Consider the following 17,942-nt stretch of genomic DNA (forward strand, 5'->3'; position numbering starts at 1 on the left):
AGTGCTGATGCTCACTCGAACCGCGAACCGGGATTCCCGTACATCCTTCTGGCCGCGCGTACGCGAGTTCGCCGTGCCGGCCTCGATGATCGAGACTGCGACCACCCGCCGCCAGGCCGGGGACTGGGCAGGAGCGTGCGCCGCAGCAGGCGTCGACGTCGATCTCCAACTGCGCTCCGTGGCCCGTACGCACGGCCGGGAAGTCGCAGCCCGTATCCGGACCGACCTTCGCCATCTGGTTCCTGACCTGTTGCGCTGGCACATGCCGAGGACCGCCCCGCACGGGCTGCTGCGCCCGGGGCTGACCGTCTCGCTGGCGCGCTACGACACCCCTGGGCACGCCCGGCCGGGCCCTCTGCACCTGGTCGTCCGGACCCCGCCCGGCTGGGCGGACGCCGGGCAGCGGATGAGCCTCGCGCTGTGGGACGGGTCGCACGCCGAGCCCGGGGCCCGCCGCCATCCCCACCCCCATCCGAGCCGGCGCTTCCGCCTGGACCTGCACCGCCACCTGTGGGATGCCCGCAGGACCGATGAGCTGAGGAGTCGCTCGGGCGCCGACCGGCCGGCTACCGACGACTCTCCGGCGATCGGCCCGGAGGTGCTGGGGGCGTTGCCACCGGGCCCCCTGTACGCCGTCGATCGGTGGGCGGCGGAGGCGGCGATCCTGCTCCGTGCCGAGGTGCAGGGGGCGGGGGCGGGTGGCCTGGTGAGCGTACGGCTGGGAGGTCGGCGCCGACTGCTTCTCGATGTCGGCGGGGGCGGGCCGGGATCCGCCGAGGATCCTGCGGCCCCCGCGACGGTCGGCATCCGCATCCCCGCCGTACGGCTCGCAGCGGCGGGCACGGATCCCGGTGGGTCCGCGCCAGCCGTGCTGCCGGACGCGGCGACCTGGGTGCTGCCCGACCTGGATCTGATCCGCACGGGTGCGATCGATGTCGGTCGACTCCACCCGCTGGTCGCGCAGGCCCTCCTGCCGGGCGGTCCATCGGCCGATCCGGGACCACCCCTGTCCCGGACCGCGGAACGGTCGGGACAGCCACGGGTCGTGGAATGCCGTGGGGCTCAGCACCGGATCGGGCTGGTCGAGGGGGTCCTGTCCCCGCTGGACCACGACCCGGCAGAGATCCGCCGGGAAGAACTGCTGGTCGCCCTGACCGGCGCGCCCCTTCCCTGCCTTCAGGCCATCGACGCGGCGCACCGGCGGCCGGACTGCCTGCCCGGCGTCCGCGAACGCCTCGACCACGGAGACATCGCCGGTGCGCTGGCCGTCGTCGAAGGTCTGCTGGGGTCCGGCGCTGTGCTGCGCAGCGGCCCGCTGCGGGACGAACTGGAGGCGGCCGCTCAACGGCGCATCGCCTACGGGCTGTTCCGGGCGGACCTGATCGGTCCCGGGCCGGGCAGCTACCGCCCGGACCTCCGGCGTCCCGGCGACCGCCGCCCGCGCCCGCACCGCAAGGCCGTCCACTGACCCGGGGCCCGGCCCTGTCACGTACGACCGTCCGCAGGCCCGGGGCCCGGCCCCGCCACGCACTGCACTGCCCTCCGCCGACCCGGGGCTCGGCCGCTGACCCAGGGGCCCGGCCCGCCTCCGCCTCCGCCCCCGTCCGCGTACTCAATCCACCCCTCCTCACACCCTCAGGTGATCACCCATGCCCACGAGCACTCCGCCCGCTGCCGTCACGACCCCCCAACTCGCCGTCGCCGACGCCCTCATGGCCCTGCTGCGCGACACCACCACCGAACCGCGCCCCGACCCCCAACTGGAGGCGCTGACACTGGCGGTCGCCGCCGATCTGCCCGTACTCCTGTGGGGTGAGCCGGGGATCGGCAAGACCGCGGCCCTCACCCAGCTCGCCGCGTCCCTGGACCTGCCGCTGACCACCGTGATCGCCAGCGTGCACGAGCCGTCCGACTTCTCCGGGCTGCCCATCGTGGGGGACGATCCTGCCGAGCAGGGGGTCCCGATGGCCCCGCCGGACTGGGCCGTTCGTCTGGTACGGGCAGGGCGCGGCCTGCTGTTCCTGGACGAGCTCTCCACCGCGCCCCCGGCCGTGCAGGCCGCGCTGCTCCGCCTCGTACTCGAACGGCGCATCGGGGCCCTGCAACTCCCGCCCGGCGTAAGGATCGTGGCCGCCGCCAACCCGCGCTCCTCCGCGGCCGACGGCTGGGAACTGAGCCCGCCGCTCGCCAACCGCTTCGTCCACCTCAAGTGGGCCCACGACCACGAGGTCGTCGTACGAGGCCTCGCCGGTACCTGGCCGCGCGCGACGCTGCCGGAGCTGGACCCCGGGAAGCTGCCCGAGGCCGTCGACTTCGCCCGGCGCGCGGTGTGCGGGCTGCTCTCCGCCCGTCCCACGCTCGTGCACCGGCTGCCCACCACCGAGACGCGCCGGGGCGGGCCCTGGCCCTCGCCGCGCAGCTGGGACATGACGCTGAACCTGATCGCGTTCGCGACCGCCGCCGGATCGTCGAGGGACGTCCTGTCCCTGCTGGTCAGGGGCACCGTGGGGGACGGCCCGGGGCTGGAGCTGCTGGCGAGCCTGGACCGGATGGACCTTCCGGACCCCGAGGACCTGCTCGCCGACCCGGCGGCCGCCGACCTGCCCGAGCGCGGCGATCTCCGGCAGGCCGCGCTGGACGGTGTGGTGGCGGCGGTCCGTACCCGCCCGGACAAGGGCCGTTGGGACGCCGCGTGGGCGTTGCTCGTCCGGGCGCTGGAGACCGGAGCCCCCGACCTCGTGGTCGTCCCCGCCACCACCCTCGCCACCCTGCGGCAGGAGGACTGGGACGTCCCGGCGGCCATCGAACACCTCGCCGGGGTGGTGTCGCTGTCCCGGCGGGCGGACCGGGCGGCGGGCCGGGTCGCGGCGAAGGCGGGACGATGACGACGACGGAGGCGCCGGGCGCGCTCGACCTGGACAAGCTGTTCGCCGCCCGGCTGCAGGCCGCCCGCGCCCGTCCCTACCTGGCGACGGCGCTGTTCGCCCTGCACACCGTGGAGTCACGGCGGGTACCGACCATGGCCGTCGACCGGTACTGGCGGTGCTACGTCTCGCCGTCCTTCGTGGCGCGCACCCCGGTGGAGGAGCTGGCCGGGGTCTGGGTCCACGAGGTATCGCACCTGCTGCGAGACCACCACGGCCGCAGCGAGCGGGTCGCCCGGCAGCGCGGGCTGACCGGCCCGGCGGAACGGCTGCGCATGAACATCGCCGCCGACTGCGAGATCAACGACGATGTGTACGGCGACGGCCTGGCCCGTCCCGAAGGGGCCGTGTACCCGTCGACCCTGCACCTGCCGTCCGGCGAACTCATGGAGGACTACCTGCGCCAGTTCCGGCTCGGCCCGCGCACCCAGAACCTCGCCTGGCTGGACTGCGGCAGCGGCGCCGACGGATTGGACAGAGAATGGGAGTCGGGGCCCGACGGCGCCCACGGCCTCAGTGGGCAGGAACGGGACGCGGTCCGCTTCCGGGTGGCGCAGGGCATCACCGGCCGCCCGGGAAGCGCCTCGAAGGGGTGGCAGCGGTGGGCGGAGGAGGCGTTCCATCCTCCGCAGCCCTGGCGGGAGTTGCTGGGAGCGGCGGTACGCTCCGCCGCGTCGGGACCGGGCGCCGGGGAGGACTACACCTACGGCCGCCCGTCGCGGCGCTCCGCCGGACTCCCCGGTGTCGTCCTGCCGAGCCTGCGCCGCAGACCGCCCCGGGTGTCCGTGGTCGTCGACACCTCAGGTTCGGTCAGCGACGCCGAACTGGGCAGCGCCCTCTTGGAAGTTGCCGCCATCTCCCGCGCCGTGGGCGGCCGCCGGGACCTGGTCACCGTCCTGGCCTGCGATGCGGCGACCAGGGTCGTCCACCCGCTGTGCCGTGCGGAGGGCATCCCGCTGCTGGGCGGCGGCGGTACGGATCTGCGTACGGGCTTCGCCAGGGCGCTCCGGGCACACCCGCGCCCCGACGCCATCGTGGTCCTGACCGACGGGCAGACCCCCTGGCCCGCCACGCAACCGGCCTGCCGGACGGTCATCGGCCTGTTCCCCAGGCAGCACACGCCCGGCTCCTGGGACGAGGACGACCCCGACTACGTCCCGCCCGGGCCGCCGGCGTGGGCCCGGGTGGTGGAGATCGGGTAGCGGGCACCGCCGGTGGTGTGCGGTGCCCCGGCGCGGGGAGGCGCACCCCCGGTCTGTGTGCCTCCCCGCGCCGCCGCTCAGAGGCTGCCCACCAGCCCCGCCAGCGCCCCCGCCAGCGCGTCGAGCCCCGGCCCCGGGGGCCCGCCCGGCTCGGTCATGTAGGTGTCGCGGCGGATCTCGATCATCAGTGCCGTGACCCGGCGGTCCGTGCCGTAGTGCTTCAGCGGGACGTACGTGCCGGCGAAGGGGCTGTCGATGCCCGTCCCGCCGAATCCGGCGAACGCCGCCTCCGCCAGGGCGCGCAGCTCCGGCGGGGTGTGGAACGGGTCGGTGCCCAGGCAGACGGGCGGGCGCGGGCCCGTGCCGTGGAGTTCGTACGGGAGGGGCGCGCTCGGGTACGAGTGGACGTCGACGATCACCGCGCGGCCCGTGGCGGCGATCCGGGCGTCGACCGCCTCTGTCATGGCCCGCGCGTACGGGTGGAAGTAGCGCTCCAGCAAAGGGTGTTGGTCGAAGTCCGGTCCGCGCAGCCGTTCGCGGTGGGTGGTGTGGGTGTAGACCGCGCCCATGCCCACGGCGCGCATCTCCTCACGGTCGTCCGGGAAGCGTTCGGGGTCGACGACCAGGCGTGAGAGGGCGTTGACATAGCTCCAGGGGCGGACGGGCGAGGCCGCGGCCGCCCGGGCGGCGAGTTCGGCCGTGTGGGAGTCGGTGATGTGGTCGAGCTCCCGCTCCAGAGCACTGTCGTCCAGCAGGATTCCGCCGCGTACCTCTTCGGGAATCGTCCGGGACCCGTGCGGTACGTGCAGCAGTACCGGGGAGCCGGCGTCTCCGGGGAGGAGGCGGAACGAGGGCTGGGGGGCAGTGCTCATGGAGCGGGTCCTTCACGGCCGGGGCGGGGGCCCTGATCGTTTCATCTGCGGTGTCAGTTGGCGGAGCCGATCACCGGGTAGTGGTCGGAGAGGTTCGTGTACGTGTAGTTCGTGCCCCAGCTGGAGACCGTCCAGGGGGCGCTCTGCTCCTTGACGACGTCGTTCTTCCAGCCCGACGGCTTCACATGGCCGGCGCGGTGCAGGACGTGGTCCAGGTCCTCCCGGGGGTCGTTCGGGTAGCGCTCGGAGGCGATCGAGTTGTCGCGGGTGTCGAAGGAGTACGTGTGGCCCGTCTTGGTGTCGGCCGGGGCCAGGTCCGCGTCCTTGAGGAAGGAGGCGTACTCGGCGGAGTGCCCGTCCACGTTGAAGTCGCCCGCCACGATGACCTGTTCGGAGGCCGGGATCTTCTTGGCGTCCAGGAAGGCGTCCATCGCCTTGAACTGGCGGCTGCGCATCTGGGCGGCCTCGCCCGCCGAACAGCCGGGGTCGGTCGACTGGGCGTGGGTACCGACGACGTGGACGCGAGCGCCGTTGACGTTCAGCACGGTGTAGGCGAAGCCCTTGTTGGACCACCAGTCGGCGCCGCAGGCGTCCTTGTAGACGTGCTGCTCCTTGCGGACGATCGGCCACTTGCTCAGGATCGTGACGCCGCCGTCCTCCGGGGTCGTCGCCGAGTACGAACCGCTGGTGGCGTCCCAGCCGCTCTTGCTCCGGCCGACCACCGGGGTCTGGTGCGGGTACTGGGCGGCGGAGTTCCGCAGCAGTGCGTCGGAGGCGCCGTTGTCGAAGGCCTCCTGGATCACGACCACGTCGTTGCCCCGGAAGAACGACGTCTTCGGGATCTCCGCCGCCCGGTGGTCCTGGCCCCAGTTGGGGTACAGGGTCTTGCTGAAGATGAACGTGTTGTACGAGAGCACCCGCAGCGACGGGGTGTCGGCGGTGCCGGCCGCCGCTGCCTGGGGTGTGTTCACAGCCAGCGGGACGGCGGCGAGGGCGGCGGAGAGTGCTACGCCGGAAAGGCGGCGGAAAGCGGAGTGCGGCACGAGGTCTCCTGCTGAATGAGTGGGGGCGTACCGGGTGCACCCATCAAAGCAGCGGCAGTTACCCACGGGTAGACATCGGATGCCCTGAGTCTGTCCGGCCGAATGCCATCAGGATTCAGCCAAAGATCAACTCGACCGAGCACGATGCGATGCGATGCGAGGCCATGCGACTCGGCTCAGGTCAGCTCGGCGTAGACGATGAGGTTGTCCACGGGGTGACCCTCCGCGTCGAACGCGCCGTCGCAGGTGACCAGCCGCAGCGTGCTGCCTTTGGTCGCGCCGTAGACCCGCTCGGTGGGGAACGCCTCCTTGCTGACCGTCTCCTTGTCCGTGACCGTGAAGCGCAGGGACTTGCCCTCGCTGTCGCGGACCAGCACCTCGGCGCCCTTGCGGATGTCCTTGAGATCGTGGAACACGGCCCGGCCGAAGCGGGTGTCGTTGTGGCCGATCAGTACGGCCGCTCCCGGCCGGCCGGGAGCGGCTCCACCGGTGTACCAGCCCGCCCGCATTCCCTGCTCGGCGGGCGGGACCTCGACCGTGCCGTCCGCGTTGAGCCCCAGGCGCATGAGGGAGCTGCGGATCTTGAGGGAGGGGATGCTGACCTGGGTGGGCGCCGACGCGTCCGTTGCGGCCGGTTGCCGCGTTGCTGCGGAGGCCGTTGCCGAGGGCGCCGGAGCGGACGCTGCCGACGGGGGCGCGGCGGGTGAGGGCGCCGGTCCCGCGCAGGCCGTCAGGGCCGCGCAGGTCACCAGCGCGGTCAGCAGGGCGGCCGTGCGGGGCCGACGGGAGAGGTTGCGGACGTGCATGTGGGCTCCAGGGGCCGTCACCGGGCGTGGCGCCGCCCCGTTACGGGACGGCGCCACGGTCGGTGTGAGTGGTGAGGGGTGACTACGGGTCAGCCGTTGCGGCGGCGCAGCACGAAGGTGCCCGCACCCGCGAGCAGCGCGAACCCTGCCACCGAGCCTGCGAGGGCCGTGGTGCTGTTGTCGCCGGCGCCGGCCGGCCGCTCACCGGCGGCCACGCCACCGCGCGGCGCGACCGCCGGTGCGGGCGTGGCCTCCTGGGGTGCCGCGGGTGCGGGGCGGTCGCCCGCCGCGACGCCACCACGGGGTGCGACGGAGGGGCGGGCCTCCTGGGGCGCGGCCTCGGCGGCCTTCGCCCGCTCCGGCGACACCGAGGGGGCGCTGTCGGAGGGCACCGCGGGCTTCGGGGTCGCGTCGGCGAAGGCGGCGGTGGTCGGGACCAGCACCGCGCCGGCCGCGACGGCGGCGAGCACGGCGGTGCGCAGGGTGAGGCGAGCGGTCAAAGCGGTCATACGGATGGCTCCATTCCATACGTCGCCCCGTGGGCACCCGGGTGCCGTTGTGCACCGGGTACGGGGCAGGGAGCCAGGCTGTCCGGGAGTTATGAGGAAGCTGTCAGGACGCTGTGGTCATCCGATCAGGGCGACGGTGCGGTGGCGGGGAGCCGGAGCGTGAAGGCCGAGCCCTTCCCCTCCGTACTGGTCGCGCCCGCCGTCCCACCGTGGGCCTCGGCCAGTTTGCGGACGATGGCGAGTCCGAGGCCGCTTCCTCCCGTGCGTCGGCTGCGGGACTTCTCCGCACGCCAGAAGCGGTCGAAGACGTACGGGAGGTCCGCGGCCGGGATGCCGGTCCCGGTGTCCGCCACCTCGATCACCACCACCTCGGGCCCGGGTCCGGACCAGGGCCCCTCCCCGTACGCGCGCAGCGTCACCGTCCCGCCCGCCGGAGTGTGCCGTACCGCGTTGGAGACCAGGTTGCCCACCGCCTGCCGCAGCCTGACCGGGTCCGCGTGCAGCACCGGGGCCGCCCCCGCCACCACCGTCAGCGTGACGCCCGCCGTCTCCGCACGGGCCTGGTGGGCGGCGGCGACCTGGCCCAGCAGCTCCTCGACAGGGACCGGCTCGGGGTGCAGCCGCAGCACCCCGGCGTCGGCGGCGGCCAGATCCTGGAGGTCATCGATGATGTGCTGGAGCTGCACCGCCTCCTCCAGCAGCGAGTCCACGAACGCCGGATCGGGGTCGGCCAGACCGTCCTGGGCCGCCTCCAGCCAGCCGCGGATATTGCTCAGCGGAGTCCGCAGCTCATGCGCCACATCGCTGACCATGGCCTTGCGCTGCTCCTCCAGGCGCGCCCGGTGCGCGGACATGTCGTTGAACGCGGCGGCCAGCCGGCCGATCTCGTCGTCCCCCCTGACCGGGACGGAGGCGTGCTCCTCACCGTCCCGCATCCGCTGCGCGGCCCCGGTCAGGGCGTGCAGGGGCCGGACCAGCCGGGCGCCCGCGAGCACCGAGGCACCCACGGTCAGCGCCAGGACCAGCGCCGCCGCACCGGCGATCTTCGCGGTGTTGGCGGGGGAGAGGTCGAAGCCGGGCACGGTCGCCCCGCCCTCGTCGCCGATGAACAGGAGCGCGGGGGACGCCACGTACGAGCTGAGCTGTTCGCTGCGCGCGGTCCCCACGCAGGAGGCGATGGCCCGGTCGTCCTCGCCGGTGAGTTCCCGGGGCGGTTCGACCGCCGGGACGGGGGCCGCCTCGCGGGCGTCGCTCGGCAGGGGAGCGGGCCGGGGTACGGCGACCGCCTCGCCCCAGGAGAGGTCCTGGTTCAGCCGCACACCGTCGCGGCCCTGGCGCTTCAGACAGGCGTCGGCCAGTGCGTCGAGCGCGCTGAGCGCCTCCTTCTCCGTAGCGGTGGGCGCGTCCAGGTCCGAGGGGTCGCAGCGGGTGCCCAGCGCCCGTTCGGGGTCGTTGCCCACCATCTGCACCCGGGGCCGTCCGCTCGGCCCGACGACGACGTCGGAGGCGATCCCCGCCCGGTTCAGGCACACCGCGTTCCGGTCGGCGGTCCGCCGCAGCGCCGCGCGTTCGGCCGCCGGGAGCAGGAACGGGCCCACCGCCCGCGGGTCGATCCGGTCCGCCGCCGTGCCCTGCCCCTCGGTGCTCCGGGCGGCCAGGACGGTGTCCACGGACAACGGATCGACCACCGCGGAGGCCTCCGGCGGCAGCGCGGGCGGGGCCGTCGCGGTGGCGGAGTCGGCGAGCGGCTGCCTGCCCTGCGTGGTCAGCGCGACCCGGCGGCCCGACTGCTCGGCCAGCTCCCGTACGGTCGCGTCCACCCCGTCCCAGGTCGGATGGCGGGCGGCGTAGCCGAGCAGGGTGTCGTAGATCCGGGCGTCGGCGGTCAGGTTCTGGCCCTGCTCCTGCTTGATCGCACCCGAGGTGGTCTGCACGGCGAGCCAGGCGGTGGCCGCCACCGAACACGCGGCGACCAGCGCCGACACACCCAGCAGCCGCCCCAGCAGACTCCGCCGCAACGGCACCCGGGAGGACCGGCCCCTACCCACGCCGTGCGGCCTTCGCCGGGTCGGTCAGTTTGTAGCCGACCCCGAAGACGGTGAGCAGCCGCACCGGCCGCCGGGGCGCCGGTTCGATCTTCTTGCGCAGGTTCATCACGTGCACGTCGACCGTCCGGTCACTGATGTAGCGGTCGAAGCCGTGCAGCTCCTCCAGCAGCCGCTGACGGCTGAACACCCGGTCGGGACCGGCCGCCAGCGCGGCCAGGATCCGGAACTCGCCGCGGGTGCACTCCACCGGCTCGCCGTCCACCGTCACCTCGTGCCGCTCCGGATCGACCACGAGGCCGCCCACCCGAAGCACGTGGTCCTGCGCCACCTCAGCCGGCCGCCGCGTGCGGCGCAGCAGCGTACGGACGCGGGCCATCAGCTCACGCGGGCTGTACGGCTTGGTCATGTAGTCGTCCGCACCGAGGTCGAGCCCGAGCAGCAGATCGTCCTCGGTGGTGCGGGCGGTCAGCATCAGCACGGGCAGCTCCCGGGCCTCGGCCCGCAGCACCCGCACCACGTCCAGGCCGTCCGCCCGAGGCATCATCACATCGAGGACCAGGAGGTCGGGTTCCTTGTGCCGTACGGCGTCGAGCGCGGCGAGCCCGTCGCCCACGATCCGTACGGCGTGTCCTTCCCGTTCCAGATAGCGGCGTACGAGTTCGGCCTGCTTCTCGTCGTCCTCGGCAACTATGACGTCTGCGCACACACCCCCGATCGTAGAGCGCAGCTACAGTGCGAGGCCGGGGCGGGTTCCGGAACGCGGAAGCCGGGAAGGGAACCGGCGCGTTCACCTCGGTGAGGTGGCCGCACCGGCGGAAGGAGACGGGTTGAGCAGCCTCGGTACGGACGGCGGCGGAGCGACGTACAACTCGGTGTCGGGGGATGCCGTCGTCGTCGGGCCCTTGTTGATGGCGCAGCACATCGAGGGCATCCAGCTGCCGCCCGCCGCGCCCGCCGCCCCGCCGTGTCAGGGGCCCCCGCCGACCCGGGTGTTCGTCAACCGGACCGAGGAGCTCGCCGGTCTGCGGGATGCCGCCCTGGCCCTGGCCGCCGATCCGGAGCCGGGTGTGGTGATGGTGGTCGGGGTCGGCGGGGTCGGCAAGACCCAGCTCGTCGCCCAGGCCGTCCGCCGTGAACTGGCGCAGCTCTTCCCGGACGGCCGGCTCTACGTCGACCTGGAGGATCACCGCCGGGACGGGGCGGTCGATCTCGCCGCGGTGCTCGGCGGGTTCCTGCGGGCCCTCGGGGTCCACAAGGACTACGTGCCGGGCACACTCGCCGAACGCACGGCCCTCTTCCGCAGCGTCGCCGCCCGGCTCCGGCTTCTGGTGAAGGTGGACAACGTCCAGCACGCCCCGGAGGCGCGGGCACTGGTGCCGCCGCAGGGGCTGCTCGTGGTGACCGGCCGCCGGGCCCTGCCGTCGCTGCTGATGGACGGGGCGGTGCTGATCGACGTCGCCCCGCTGGACGACAGGGCGGGGACCGAACTCGTACGCCGGTGGTACGCCGACGCGGACGAGGGGACGGCCACCGATGTCGTACGGCTCTGCGCGGGGCACCCCTTGGCGCTGCGGGCCGCGGTGGAGTGGCTGGCGGCGCGGCCGCAGCTGACCCTGGACGACGTGGTGCGCGATCTGACGGCCGGACGGTACGGAACGGGCAACGACGGAGCACGGGAGGCGATGGGGGTGGCCATGGGCGCGAGCGGGGGACCCGCGCAGGACGGCGTGGGCGCGAGCGGGGGACCCGCGCAGGACGGCGTGGGCGAGGCGGTCGACGCGGTGCTGGACGCGGTGGTGGCCGAGGTTTCCGACGACACCCGGCACCTCTACGACCTCTTCGGGGTCCTGCCCGGCACGACGGCGACGGCCGACCTGCTCCGGGCCGTCGGTGCCACCCGGGTCGACGCGGGGCTCGGTGAGCTCCTCTCCTCCCGGCTCGCGGTCCTGGTGGAGTCCGCGGACCGGCCCCAGCGCTACCGGCTGCACGATGTGGTGCGGGCCCATGCCCGGCAGTGCGCCAGGGCGTTGCCCGAGGAGCGGCGGCGGTCCCTCCTGCGGCTCGTCGTGGACTTCTACGCCGACGCGGCGGCCCACGGAGACGCGCTGGTGCTCGGCGCGCGCTTCAGGATCCAGCCGCCGCCGGTCCGCCCGCTCGCCGAACTCGGCGCGAAGGAAGCGCTGTTCACGGGCGGCGCCGACGCGCTGGAGTGGCTGGACGCGGAGCGCGACAATCTCCAGGCCGTCATCCGGATCGCCGCCGACGAGGGATGGCACCAGGAGGTGTGGCGGCTCTGCGAGTCGCTGTGGGCGCTCTACCACAGCCGTAAACACCTGGCCGACTGCGTCGAGTCGGGCCTCCTGGGCATCGAGGCCGCCCAGCACGAGGCGCGCCCCGACGTCGAGATCCGGATGCGGAACCAGGTGGCCCGCGCCGCCTACGAGCTCGGCGACCTGGACCGTGCCGAGGCCCAACTCGACGCCGCGGCAGGGCTCCTGGAGCTGGCGGGTGACCCGAGCCTCAGTGGCGTCGTCTGGGAGAGCCGCGGGCTGATCGCGCTGGCACGCGGCCGGTCGGAGGAGTCGCCCCACGCCATGGGTGAACGGGCCGAGGAGGCGCGGCAGTTGTTCGAGCGGGCGCTGGCGGCCAACCGTGCCGTGCCCGACCGGCACGGTGTCGTCGTGCAGAGCTACAACGTCGCCCAGGCGCTGGTGGCGGGCGAGCGGTGGACCGACGCGCTCGGCGTACTGGACGAGGCGGCCGAGGTGGCCCGCACCACCGGCGACGAGCCGATGCTGCCCCGGATCGACCTCGTACGGGCCCAGTCCTTCGTCGGGCTCGGCTCGCTGGACCGCGCGGTCGCCGCGACCGTGGCGGCGGCCGACCGGGCGGCGAGTCTCAAGCAGTTCGCCAAGCTGGACCAGGCGCTCGAGCTGCTGGCCGCGCTCGCCGACCGGGCCGAGGACCGGCCCCTGAGGGCCGCCTGCGAGGAGAAGCTCCGCGAGCTTCGGCGGAACATGGGACTGGAGCCACCGGCCGCACCCCCGGCCTGACCCTCCGCCCCTACCCTTTGCCTGTCCCCCTCCTCTCCCCGGAGCCACGCGTTGTCCTCGGTGCCGTCGCTGCTCAGCCGTTCGTCCGCCCGGTTCCGGGCCCGCCGTGCCGCCGCCCGGCCCGGCCACGACCGGTGGAACACCCTGGACGCGCCGAAGGCGGCGGTGCTCGGGGTGGCGCGGACGCTAACCTCCGCCACCCGGCTGGTGGACGTCATGCACCTGCTGCGCCCCGAGGACGGGATCGACAAGTTCTTCACGGTCAACCCCGGGTCGGCGTTTGCCGACGGACTCGACGCCTATCTCGCGCGGCTCGGCGTCCAGGTGCTGAGCTGGAAGGAGGCCACCCGGCGCCACTTCGACCTGGCGGTCAGCTGTTCGGTGCACCCGACGATGCGCCGGCTCGACGCCCCGCTGATGGTGCTGCCGCACGGCGCCGGATACAACCGGCTGGTGACCGAGTCGACGGGCGACGCACTGTCCCCGGCGGGGCTGTCCCGGCAGGAGCTGATGTGGCGGGGGAAGGTGGTCCCGGAGGCGATCGGGGTCTCGCACCGGGCCCAGATCGACCGGCTCGCCGAGACCTGCCCCGAGGCCGCCCCGTACGCCCTGGTCGTCGGCGACTGGTGCTTCCAGCGGATCACCGTGAGCATGTCCCACCGGGACCGCTACCGCTCGCGGCTCGGCGCGGTCGACGGGCGGCGGCTGGTGGTGATCCACTCCACCTGGAGCGGCCACTCGCTGCTCGGCCGCCATCCGGAGCTGCCTCTGCGGCTGGTGACCTCGCTCCCGGCGGACGAGTTCGCGGTCGCGGCCGTCTTCCACCCCAACGTGTGGGCCCGGCACACCCGTCCCGGCGTGCTGGAGCGGTTCGGCGCCGCGATGGACGCGGGACTCATGATCATCCCACCGGAGGAGGGGTGGCGGGCCGCCGTGGTGGCCAGCGACTGGGTGGTCGGCGACCACGGCAGTACGACCTTCTACTCGGCCGCCGCCGACCGCGTCACCCTGCTCGCCGCCACCGGCCTCGACGAGCTGGACCCGGCGTCGCCCGCCGCCGCGTTCGGGCAGGAGGCGCCACGGCTGGATCCCGACGGCGATGTGTACGCGCAGTTGCTGGCGGCGGCCCGCGTCCACGACCCGGCGGAGCTGCGGCCCGTCGTGGACCGCCAGCTCGCCTCGGTCGACACCTCCGGCGAGGTGACCCGGGCCCGGATGTACGCGTTCCTGGCCGAGCGCGGCGTCGAGGTGCCGGACGCGGCCCCGCAGCCGGTTCCCGTACCGGACCCCGAGCCCGTACGCCGTACCGCCGCCACGGCGTACGACGTGACCGGGTCCCACGACGCGGGCGCCGCCGATCTCCAGCGCCGGCCCCTGGTGGCCGGGCACCACACCGAGGCCCTCGGCTTCTACGCCGTCACGACCGAGGAGAACCACCCCCACTGGCCGCACGCGGCCGAGGTGCTGGCCCGTACGGTCGCGGATGCCGAGGTGGCCGCCCTGGACTGGGTCACCGACGCGGCGGTGCGGTACGAGAACCTCAACGTCCTCGTGGCGCGGCTGGACGAGAGCCGCTGCCTGGTCCGGCTGCGGGGCGGGCGGCAGCTGGAGGCCCGTGCGGAACGTTCATGGGGCGCGCGGCGGCCTCCGCTCGATCCGGTTCTGCTGGGGTCGGCCGTCAACCTCTGGATGACCGACGCGGAACGGGCGAAGGACCTCATGGACGGCCTGACCCTGCGCACGGGCCGGTGGGAGGTCCGGGTGGCGTTCACCGAGCCGTCGGGCGGCCTCTGCGGCTGATCCTGAACCGGAGGCAGCGAGTCCGGTGTCGATCTTGTGATCAAACCTGCGCACATATCGTACGAGAGTGGTCGACGCGCCCGGCGGAGGTGGCCAGTAGCGGGCAGAAAAGGGCGCGATTCGGCCCCGTCGGTTCACGGAACCTCCTTATAGTGGTGCCGCGTTGATCGTATGGTCGCAACGCGCGAAGCCGTCGCCACTGGAGTCCGTACGATGACGAACCCCCCGCCCGCCACGCCCGCGCCCCCGGCCGGTGGAGGCGGTGGTTGCCCCATGGGCTCCGGCACGGGAGCCGTTCCGCTCAGCGGCCCCGGCTTCCACACCGAACCCCAGGCGCTCTACCGCTCGATGCGGCGCGACCACGGCCCCGTCGTCCCGGTCGAGCTGCCCGGCGGCTTCCCCGCCTGGCTGGTGATCGGCTACCGGGAACTCCACCAGGTCACCAGCGACGGGGAGTTGTTCCCCCGGGACGTCTCCCTGTGGAACCAGTGGGAGAACATCCCCGCCGACTGGCCGCTGCTGCCCATGGTGGGGACCCCCATGCCGTCCATCTACTTCACCGCCGGAGCCGAGCACCGGCGCCACGTGGAGATGGTCGTCCCGGCCCTCGAAGCGGCCGACCCCTTCGAAATCCGGCAGCACTGCGAGCAGTTGGCGGACCGGCTCATCGACGCCGTGTGCAGCCGGGGCACCGCCGACCTCGTCGCCGAGTTCGCCGTGCCGCTCCCCGTCCTCGTCCTCGCCCGGCTCGTCGGCTTCCCCGACGACGAGGGCGCCGACATCGCCCAGGTGCTCAAGGACCTGGCCGACGGCGGGCCCGGCGCCCAGAAGGCCCACCTGCGCTTCGGCGAGCACATGAGCCGGCTCGTCGCGGCCAAGCGGGTGCACCCCGGCGACGACGTGACCTCGCGGATGCTCGCCCACCCCGAGCCGTTCACCGACGAGGAGTACGCGCTCGACCTCATGGCCATCACGGCCGCCGGGCACCTCACCACCGCCGACTGGATAAGTAACTCCACCCGGCTGATGCTCACCGAGGACCAGTTCGCCGACGCCCTCTCCGGCGGCCGGCACAGCGTCGCCGAGGCCATGAACGAGGTGCTCTGGGAGGACGGCCCGACCCAGATCCTGGCAGGCCGGTGGGCGTCGAGGGACGCCCGGCTCGGCGGGCAGAACATCGCCCGCGGCGACATGCTGCTCCTCGGGCTCGGCGCGGCCAACGCCGACCCGCACATCCGTCAGCAGGTCACGGACCAGGTGGTCCGCTCCGGGCAGGGCGGCAACAGCGCCCACATGGCGTTCAGCCACGGCGAGTACCGCTGCCCCTTCCCCGCCCAGGAGATCGCCGAGATCATCGCCCGTACCGGCATCGAAGTGCTGCTCGACCGGCTCCCCGACCTCGAACTGGCCGTCCCCCCGACGGAGCTGGTGCGCCGGCCCTCCGCCTTCCTGCGCGGGATGACCGCGCTGCCCGTCCGCTTCACCCCCGTACGCACGACAGGAGACGCGTTGTGAACTGCCCGCACACCGGAGCCGCGCAGACCGACCGAGGCGCCGGGACCATCACCATCGACCCCATGGTCCAGGACCTGGACGGGGAGACCGCGCGGCTGCGCGACGCCGGCGTACTCGCCCGGATCGAGCTGCTCGGGGTCCCCGCCTGGACGGTCACCCGGCACGCGGAGGCCCGTCAACTCCTCGTCGACCCACGGCTGGTGAAGGACATCGACGCCTGGGGCCTGTGGCGGAGCGGAGTGGTGACACGTGACTGGCCGCTGATCGGCATGATCGACGCCGGGCGCTCCATGTTCACCGTGGACGGGGCCGAGCACCGGCGGCTGCGCACGAAGACCTCGCAGGCGCTCACCCCCCGGCGGCTCGAAGCGATCCGCCCGGCCATCGAGAAGTTCACCGATGAGCTGCTGGACAACCTCGACGCGGCGCGGGGTGAGGACGGGACCGTCGACCTGAAGGCGGTCTTCGCCCAGCCGCTGCCGATGAAGGTGGTCGGCATGCTGATGGGCGTCGACGAGTCCCAGCACGCGATGCTGACCCGGCAGTACAAGGCGTTCTTCTCCATGCTGACCCCGCAGGACCAACGCCTCGCGCTGCTGGCCGAGTTGGACGTCTTCTACACCGACCTCGTACGCGAGAAGACCGCGAACCCCACGGACGACCTCACCAGTGCGCTGATCCTGGCCGAGGAGGGCGGCGAGCCGCTCACCGAGGAGGAGGTGGTGGGCAACCTGAAGGCGATGGTCGCCGCCGGACACGAGACGACGATCGGGCTCATCCTCAACGCCGTGCGGGCGCTGCTCTCCCACCCGGACCAGCTGGAGAAGGTGCTGGCCGGCGAGATCGGCTGGGACGCGGTGATCGAGGAGACGCTGCGCTGGGACACCCCCACCACGCACCTCCTGATGCGGTTCGCCACCGAGGACATCACCGTGGGCGACACCGTGATCGAGGAGGGGGAGGGAGTGGTCATCTCCTACCGCGCCATCGGCCGTGACATCGAGCAGCACGGCGCCGACGCCGACGCCTTCGACATCACCCGCGCCACCCGCAACCGCCACATGACCTTCGGCCACGGCCCGCACATCTGCCCCGGCGCCGCGCTCTCCCGCGTCGAGGCGGCCGTCGCCCTGCCCGCCCTCTTCGCCCGCTTCCCCGGACTCCGGCTCGCCATCCCGGACGCGGAGATCAGCAAGCTGCCCGTGATGACGCAGAACGACATGGCCGCCTTCCCGGTGCTGCTGGGCTGAGGCCCGGCAGCCGCGCACACGCGCATGCCGTCCCGAGCGGGCTTCCTCGCCCTCGCCCCGCACCGCTCCACCACGGCCGCGCTCCTGGCCGACGCCGCACGCAGGCGCTCCATGGAGGTGACCGTCCTGCCCGTGGGCACGGTGCCGGACCGGTACCGGGAGCGGGGCGACGGGCACTACTACGGCGGCCCGCGCTTCGCCGCCCGGGTCGCGCGGCCGCTCGGGGTGGCGCTGCTGGAGCCGGACGACGGGTGGCTGGACGCGCTTCCTTACGCGTTCACCGGGCGGCGGATCCGCCGCGTACCGCTCTCCGAGGCCCGGCGCCTCCCCGGCCCGCTGTTCGCGAAGCCGCCGACCGACAAGAGCTTCCCGGCCGCCGTGTACGGGAGCGGGGCCGAGCTGCCGCCCGCTGCGGGAGACCCCCTGGTCCAGGTCAGCTCCGTGGTGACGTGGGCCGAGGAGTTCCGGCTCTTCCTGCTCGACGGCGAGATCCGCACGGGATCGCGGTACGCCGTCCACGGGCTGCTCGACGCGGCCCCGCTGGCGGGACACCCGCAGGAGTCCGCCGTACGCGCCTTCACCCGGCGGCTCACCGCGTCGTGCGGGGACACCCTGCCGGGCGCCGTCGTCGTCGACGTCGGCCGGATCAGCCCGCCGGCACGGTCGGCCGGGACCGGGAGCTGGGCCGTCGTCGAGGCCAACATGGCGTGGTTCAGCAATGTGTACGCCGCCGACCCCGGCGGGGCCCTGGACGTGGTGCTCCGGGCGGCGGGGCCCGCAGGGCTGGTCCGTGAGCGCGACCTGCACTTCTGGCGGGCCGGGCCGGTCTGAGGGCGCCCCGGCACACCTCTCATGCACGCCTCCCGAGTGAGCTGCGTCACGCAGAGTGAAATTCTTGGCATACATTCCGCCGAACCGGG

General features: G+C 73.6%; 14 protein-coding genes. 8 read left to right on the plus strand and 6 right to left on the minus strand.

Features of this window, described 5'->3' with window-relative positions; all coding sequences use genetic code 11:
* Positions 1-7 precede the first annotated feature (7 nt).
* The 3 genes from IE264_RS09640 (at position 8) to IE264_RS09650 (ending at position 4,126) form a co-directional block, all read left to right on the plus strand.
* Positions 8-1,468 carry a hypothetical protein gene (locus IE264_RS09640; RefSeq protein ID WP_032757081.1) on the plus strand — a complete coding sequence of 487 codons (1,461 nt, stop codon included), beginning with the start codon at positions 8-10 and terminating at the stop codon, positions 1,466-1,468.
* A 181-nt stretch (positions 1,469-1,649) separates the two neighbouring features.
* Positions 1,650-2,885, plus strand: a complete 1,236-nt coding sequence (locus IE264_RS09645) for an AAA family ATPase (RefSeq protein ID WP_032756982.1) — start codon at positions 1,650-1,652, stop codon at positions 2,883-2,885.
* Complete coding sequence (locus tag IE264_RS09650) at positions 2,882-4,126, plus strand: vWA domain-containing protein (RefSeq protein WP_032756981.1); 1,245 nt, start codon at positions 2,882-2,884, stop codon at positions 4,124-4,126. The genes IE264_RS09645 and IE264_RS09650 overlap by 4 nt, the downstream gene beginning before the upstream one ends.
* A gap of 77 nt (positions 4,127-4,203) precedes the next feature.
* Here the strand turns inward: IE264_RS09650 and IE264_RS09655 are convergent, their stop codons facing one another.
* The 6 genes from IE264_RS09655 to IE264_RS09680 all read right to left on the minus strand — a co-directional run bounded on the left by IE264_RS09655 (position 4,204) and on the right by IE264_RS09680 (position 10,110).
* A complete protein-coding gene (locus IE264_RS09655; RefSeq protein WP_032756980.1) occupies positions 4,204-4,998 on the minus strand; it encodes an N-formylglutamate amidohydrolase in 795 nt (264 codons plus the stop codon).
* A gap of 53 nt (positions 4,999-5,051) precedes the next feature.
* Entirely contained in the window at positions 5,052-6,041 is a 990-nt protein-coding gene (sph, locus tag IE264_RS09660; RefSeq protein ID WP_032756979.1) for a sphingomyelin phosphodiesterase, read from the minus strand.
* A gap of 176 nt (positions 6,042-6,217) precedes the next feature.
* Complete coding sequence (locus tag IE264_RS09665; RefSeq protein WP_078657453.1) at positions 6,218-6,847, minus strand: class F sortase; 630 nt, start codon at positions 6,845-6,847, stop codon at positions 6,218-6,220.
* A gap of 89 nt (positions 6,848-6,936) precedes the next feature.
* Positions 6,937-7,356 (minus strand): hypothetical protein, encoded by a 420-nt coding sequence (locus IE264_RS09670; protein WP_015612580.1) that lies wholly within the window; start codon positions 7,354-7,356, stop codon positions 6,937-6,939.
* A gap of 125 nt (positions 7,357-7,481) precedes the next feature.
* On the minus strand, positions 7,482-9,404 hold the full coding sequence (locus IE264_RS09675) for a sensor histidine kinase (protein WP_078657452.1): 1,923 nt from the start codon (positions 9,402-9,404) through the stop codon (positions 7,482-7,484).
* The gene (locus IE264_RS09680) at positions 9,397-10,110 is read right to left on the minus strand and encodes a response regulator transcription factor (RefSeq protein ID WP_015612582.1); all 714 of its coding nucleotides are present in this window, start codon (positions 10,108-10,110) and stop codon (positions 9,397-9,399) included. The genes IE264_RS09675 and IE264_RS09680 overlap by 8 nt, the downstream gene beginning before the upstream one ends.
* Before the next feature lie 121 nt (positions 10,111-10,231).
* On the opposite strand from IE264_RS09680, the gene IE264_RS09685 reads away from it, so the two are divergent.
* The 5 genes from IE264_RS09685 to IE264_RS09705 all read left to right on the plus strand — a co-directional run bounded on the left by IE264_RS09685 (position 10,232) and on the right by IE264_RS09705 (position 17,853).
* Positions 10,232-12,457, plus strand: coding sequence for a tetratricopeptide repeat protein (locus IE264_RS09685; protein ID WP_063605751.1), 2,226 nt, complete (start codon positions 10,232-10,234; stop codon positions 12,455-12,457).
* A gap of 51 nt (positions 12,458-12,508) precedes the next feature.
* A complete protein-coding gene (locus tag IE264_RS09690; protein ID WP_078657451.1) occupies positions 12,509-14,257 on the plus strand; it encodes a hypothetical protein in 1,749 nt (582 codons plus the stop codon).
* Positions 14,258-14,470: 213 nt separating this feature from the next.
* Complete coding sequence (locus IE264_RS09695; RefSeq protein WP_015612585.1) at positions 14,471-15,772, plus strand: cytochrome P450; 1,302 nt, start codon at positions 14,471-14,473, stop codon at positions 15,770-15,772.
* Positions 15,769-17,022: a cytochrome P450 family protein gene (locus IE264_RS09700; protein ID WP_032756974.1), complete on the plus strand. Its 1,254-nt coding sequence runs from the start codon at positions 15,769-15,771 to the stop codon at positions 17,020-17,022. The genes IE264_RS09695 and IE264_RS09700 overlap by 4 nt, the downstream gene beginning before the upstream one ends.
* A 24-nt stretch (positions 17,023-17,046) precedes the next feature.
* Positions 17,047-17,853 carry an ATP-grasp domain-containing protein gene (locus tag IE264_RS09705; protein WP_032756973.1) on the plus strand — a complete coding sequence of 269 codons (807 nt, stop codon included), beginning with the start codon at positions 17,047-17,049 and terminating at the stop codon, positions 17,851-17,853.
* The last annotated feature ends 89 nt before the right edge of the window (positions 17,854-17,942 follow it).

It is taken from the genome of Streptomyces microflavus (assembly GCF_014650075.1).
GTDB lineage: Bacteria > Actinomycetota > Actinomycetes > Streptomycetales > Streptomycetaceae > Streptomyces > Streptomyces microflavus.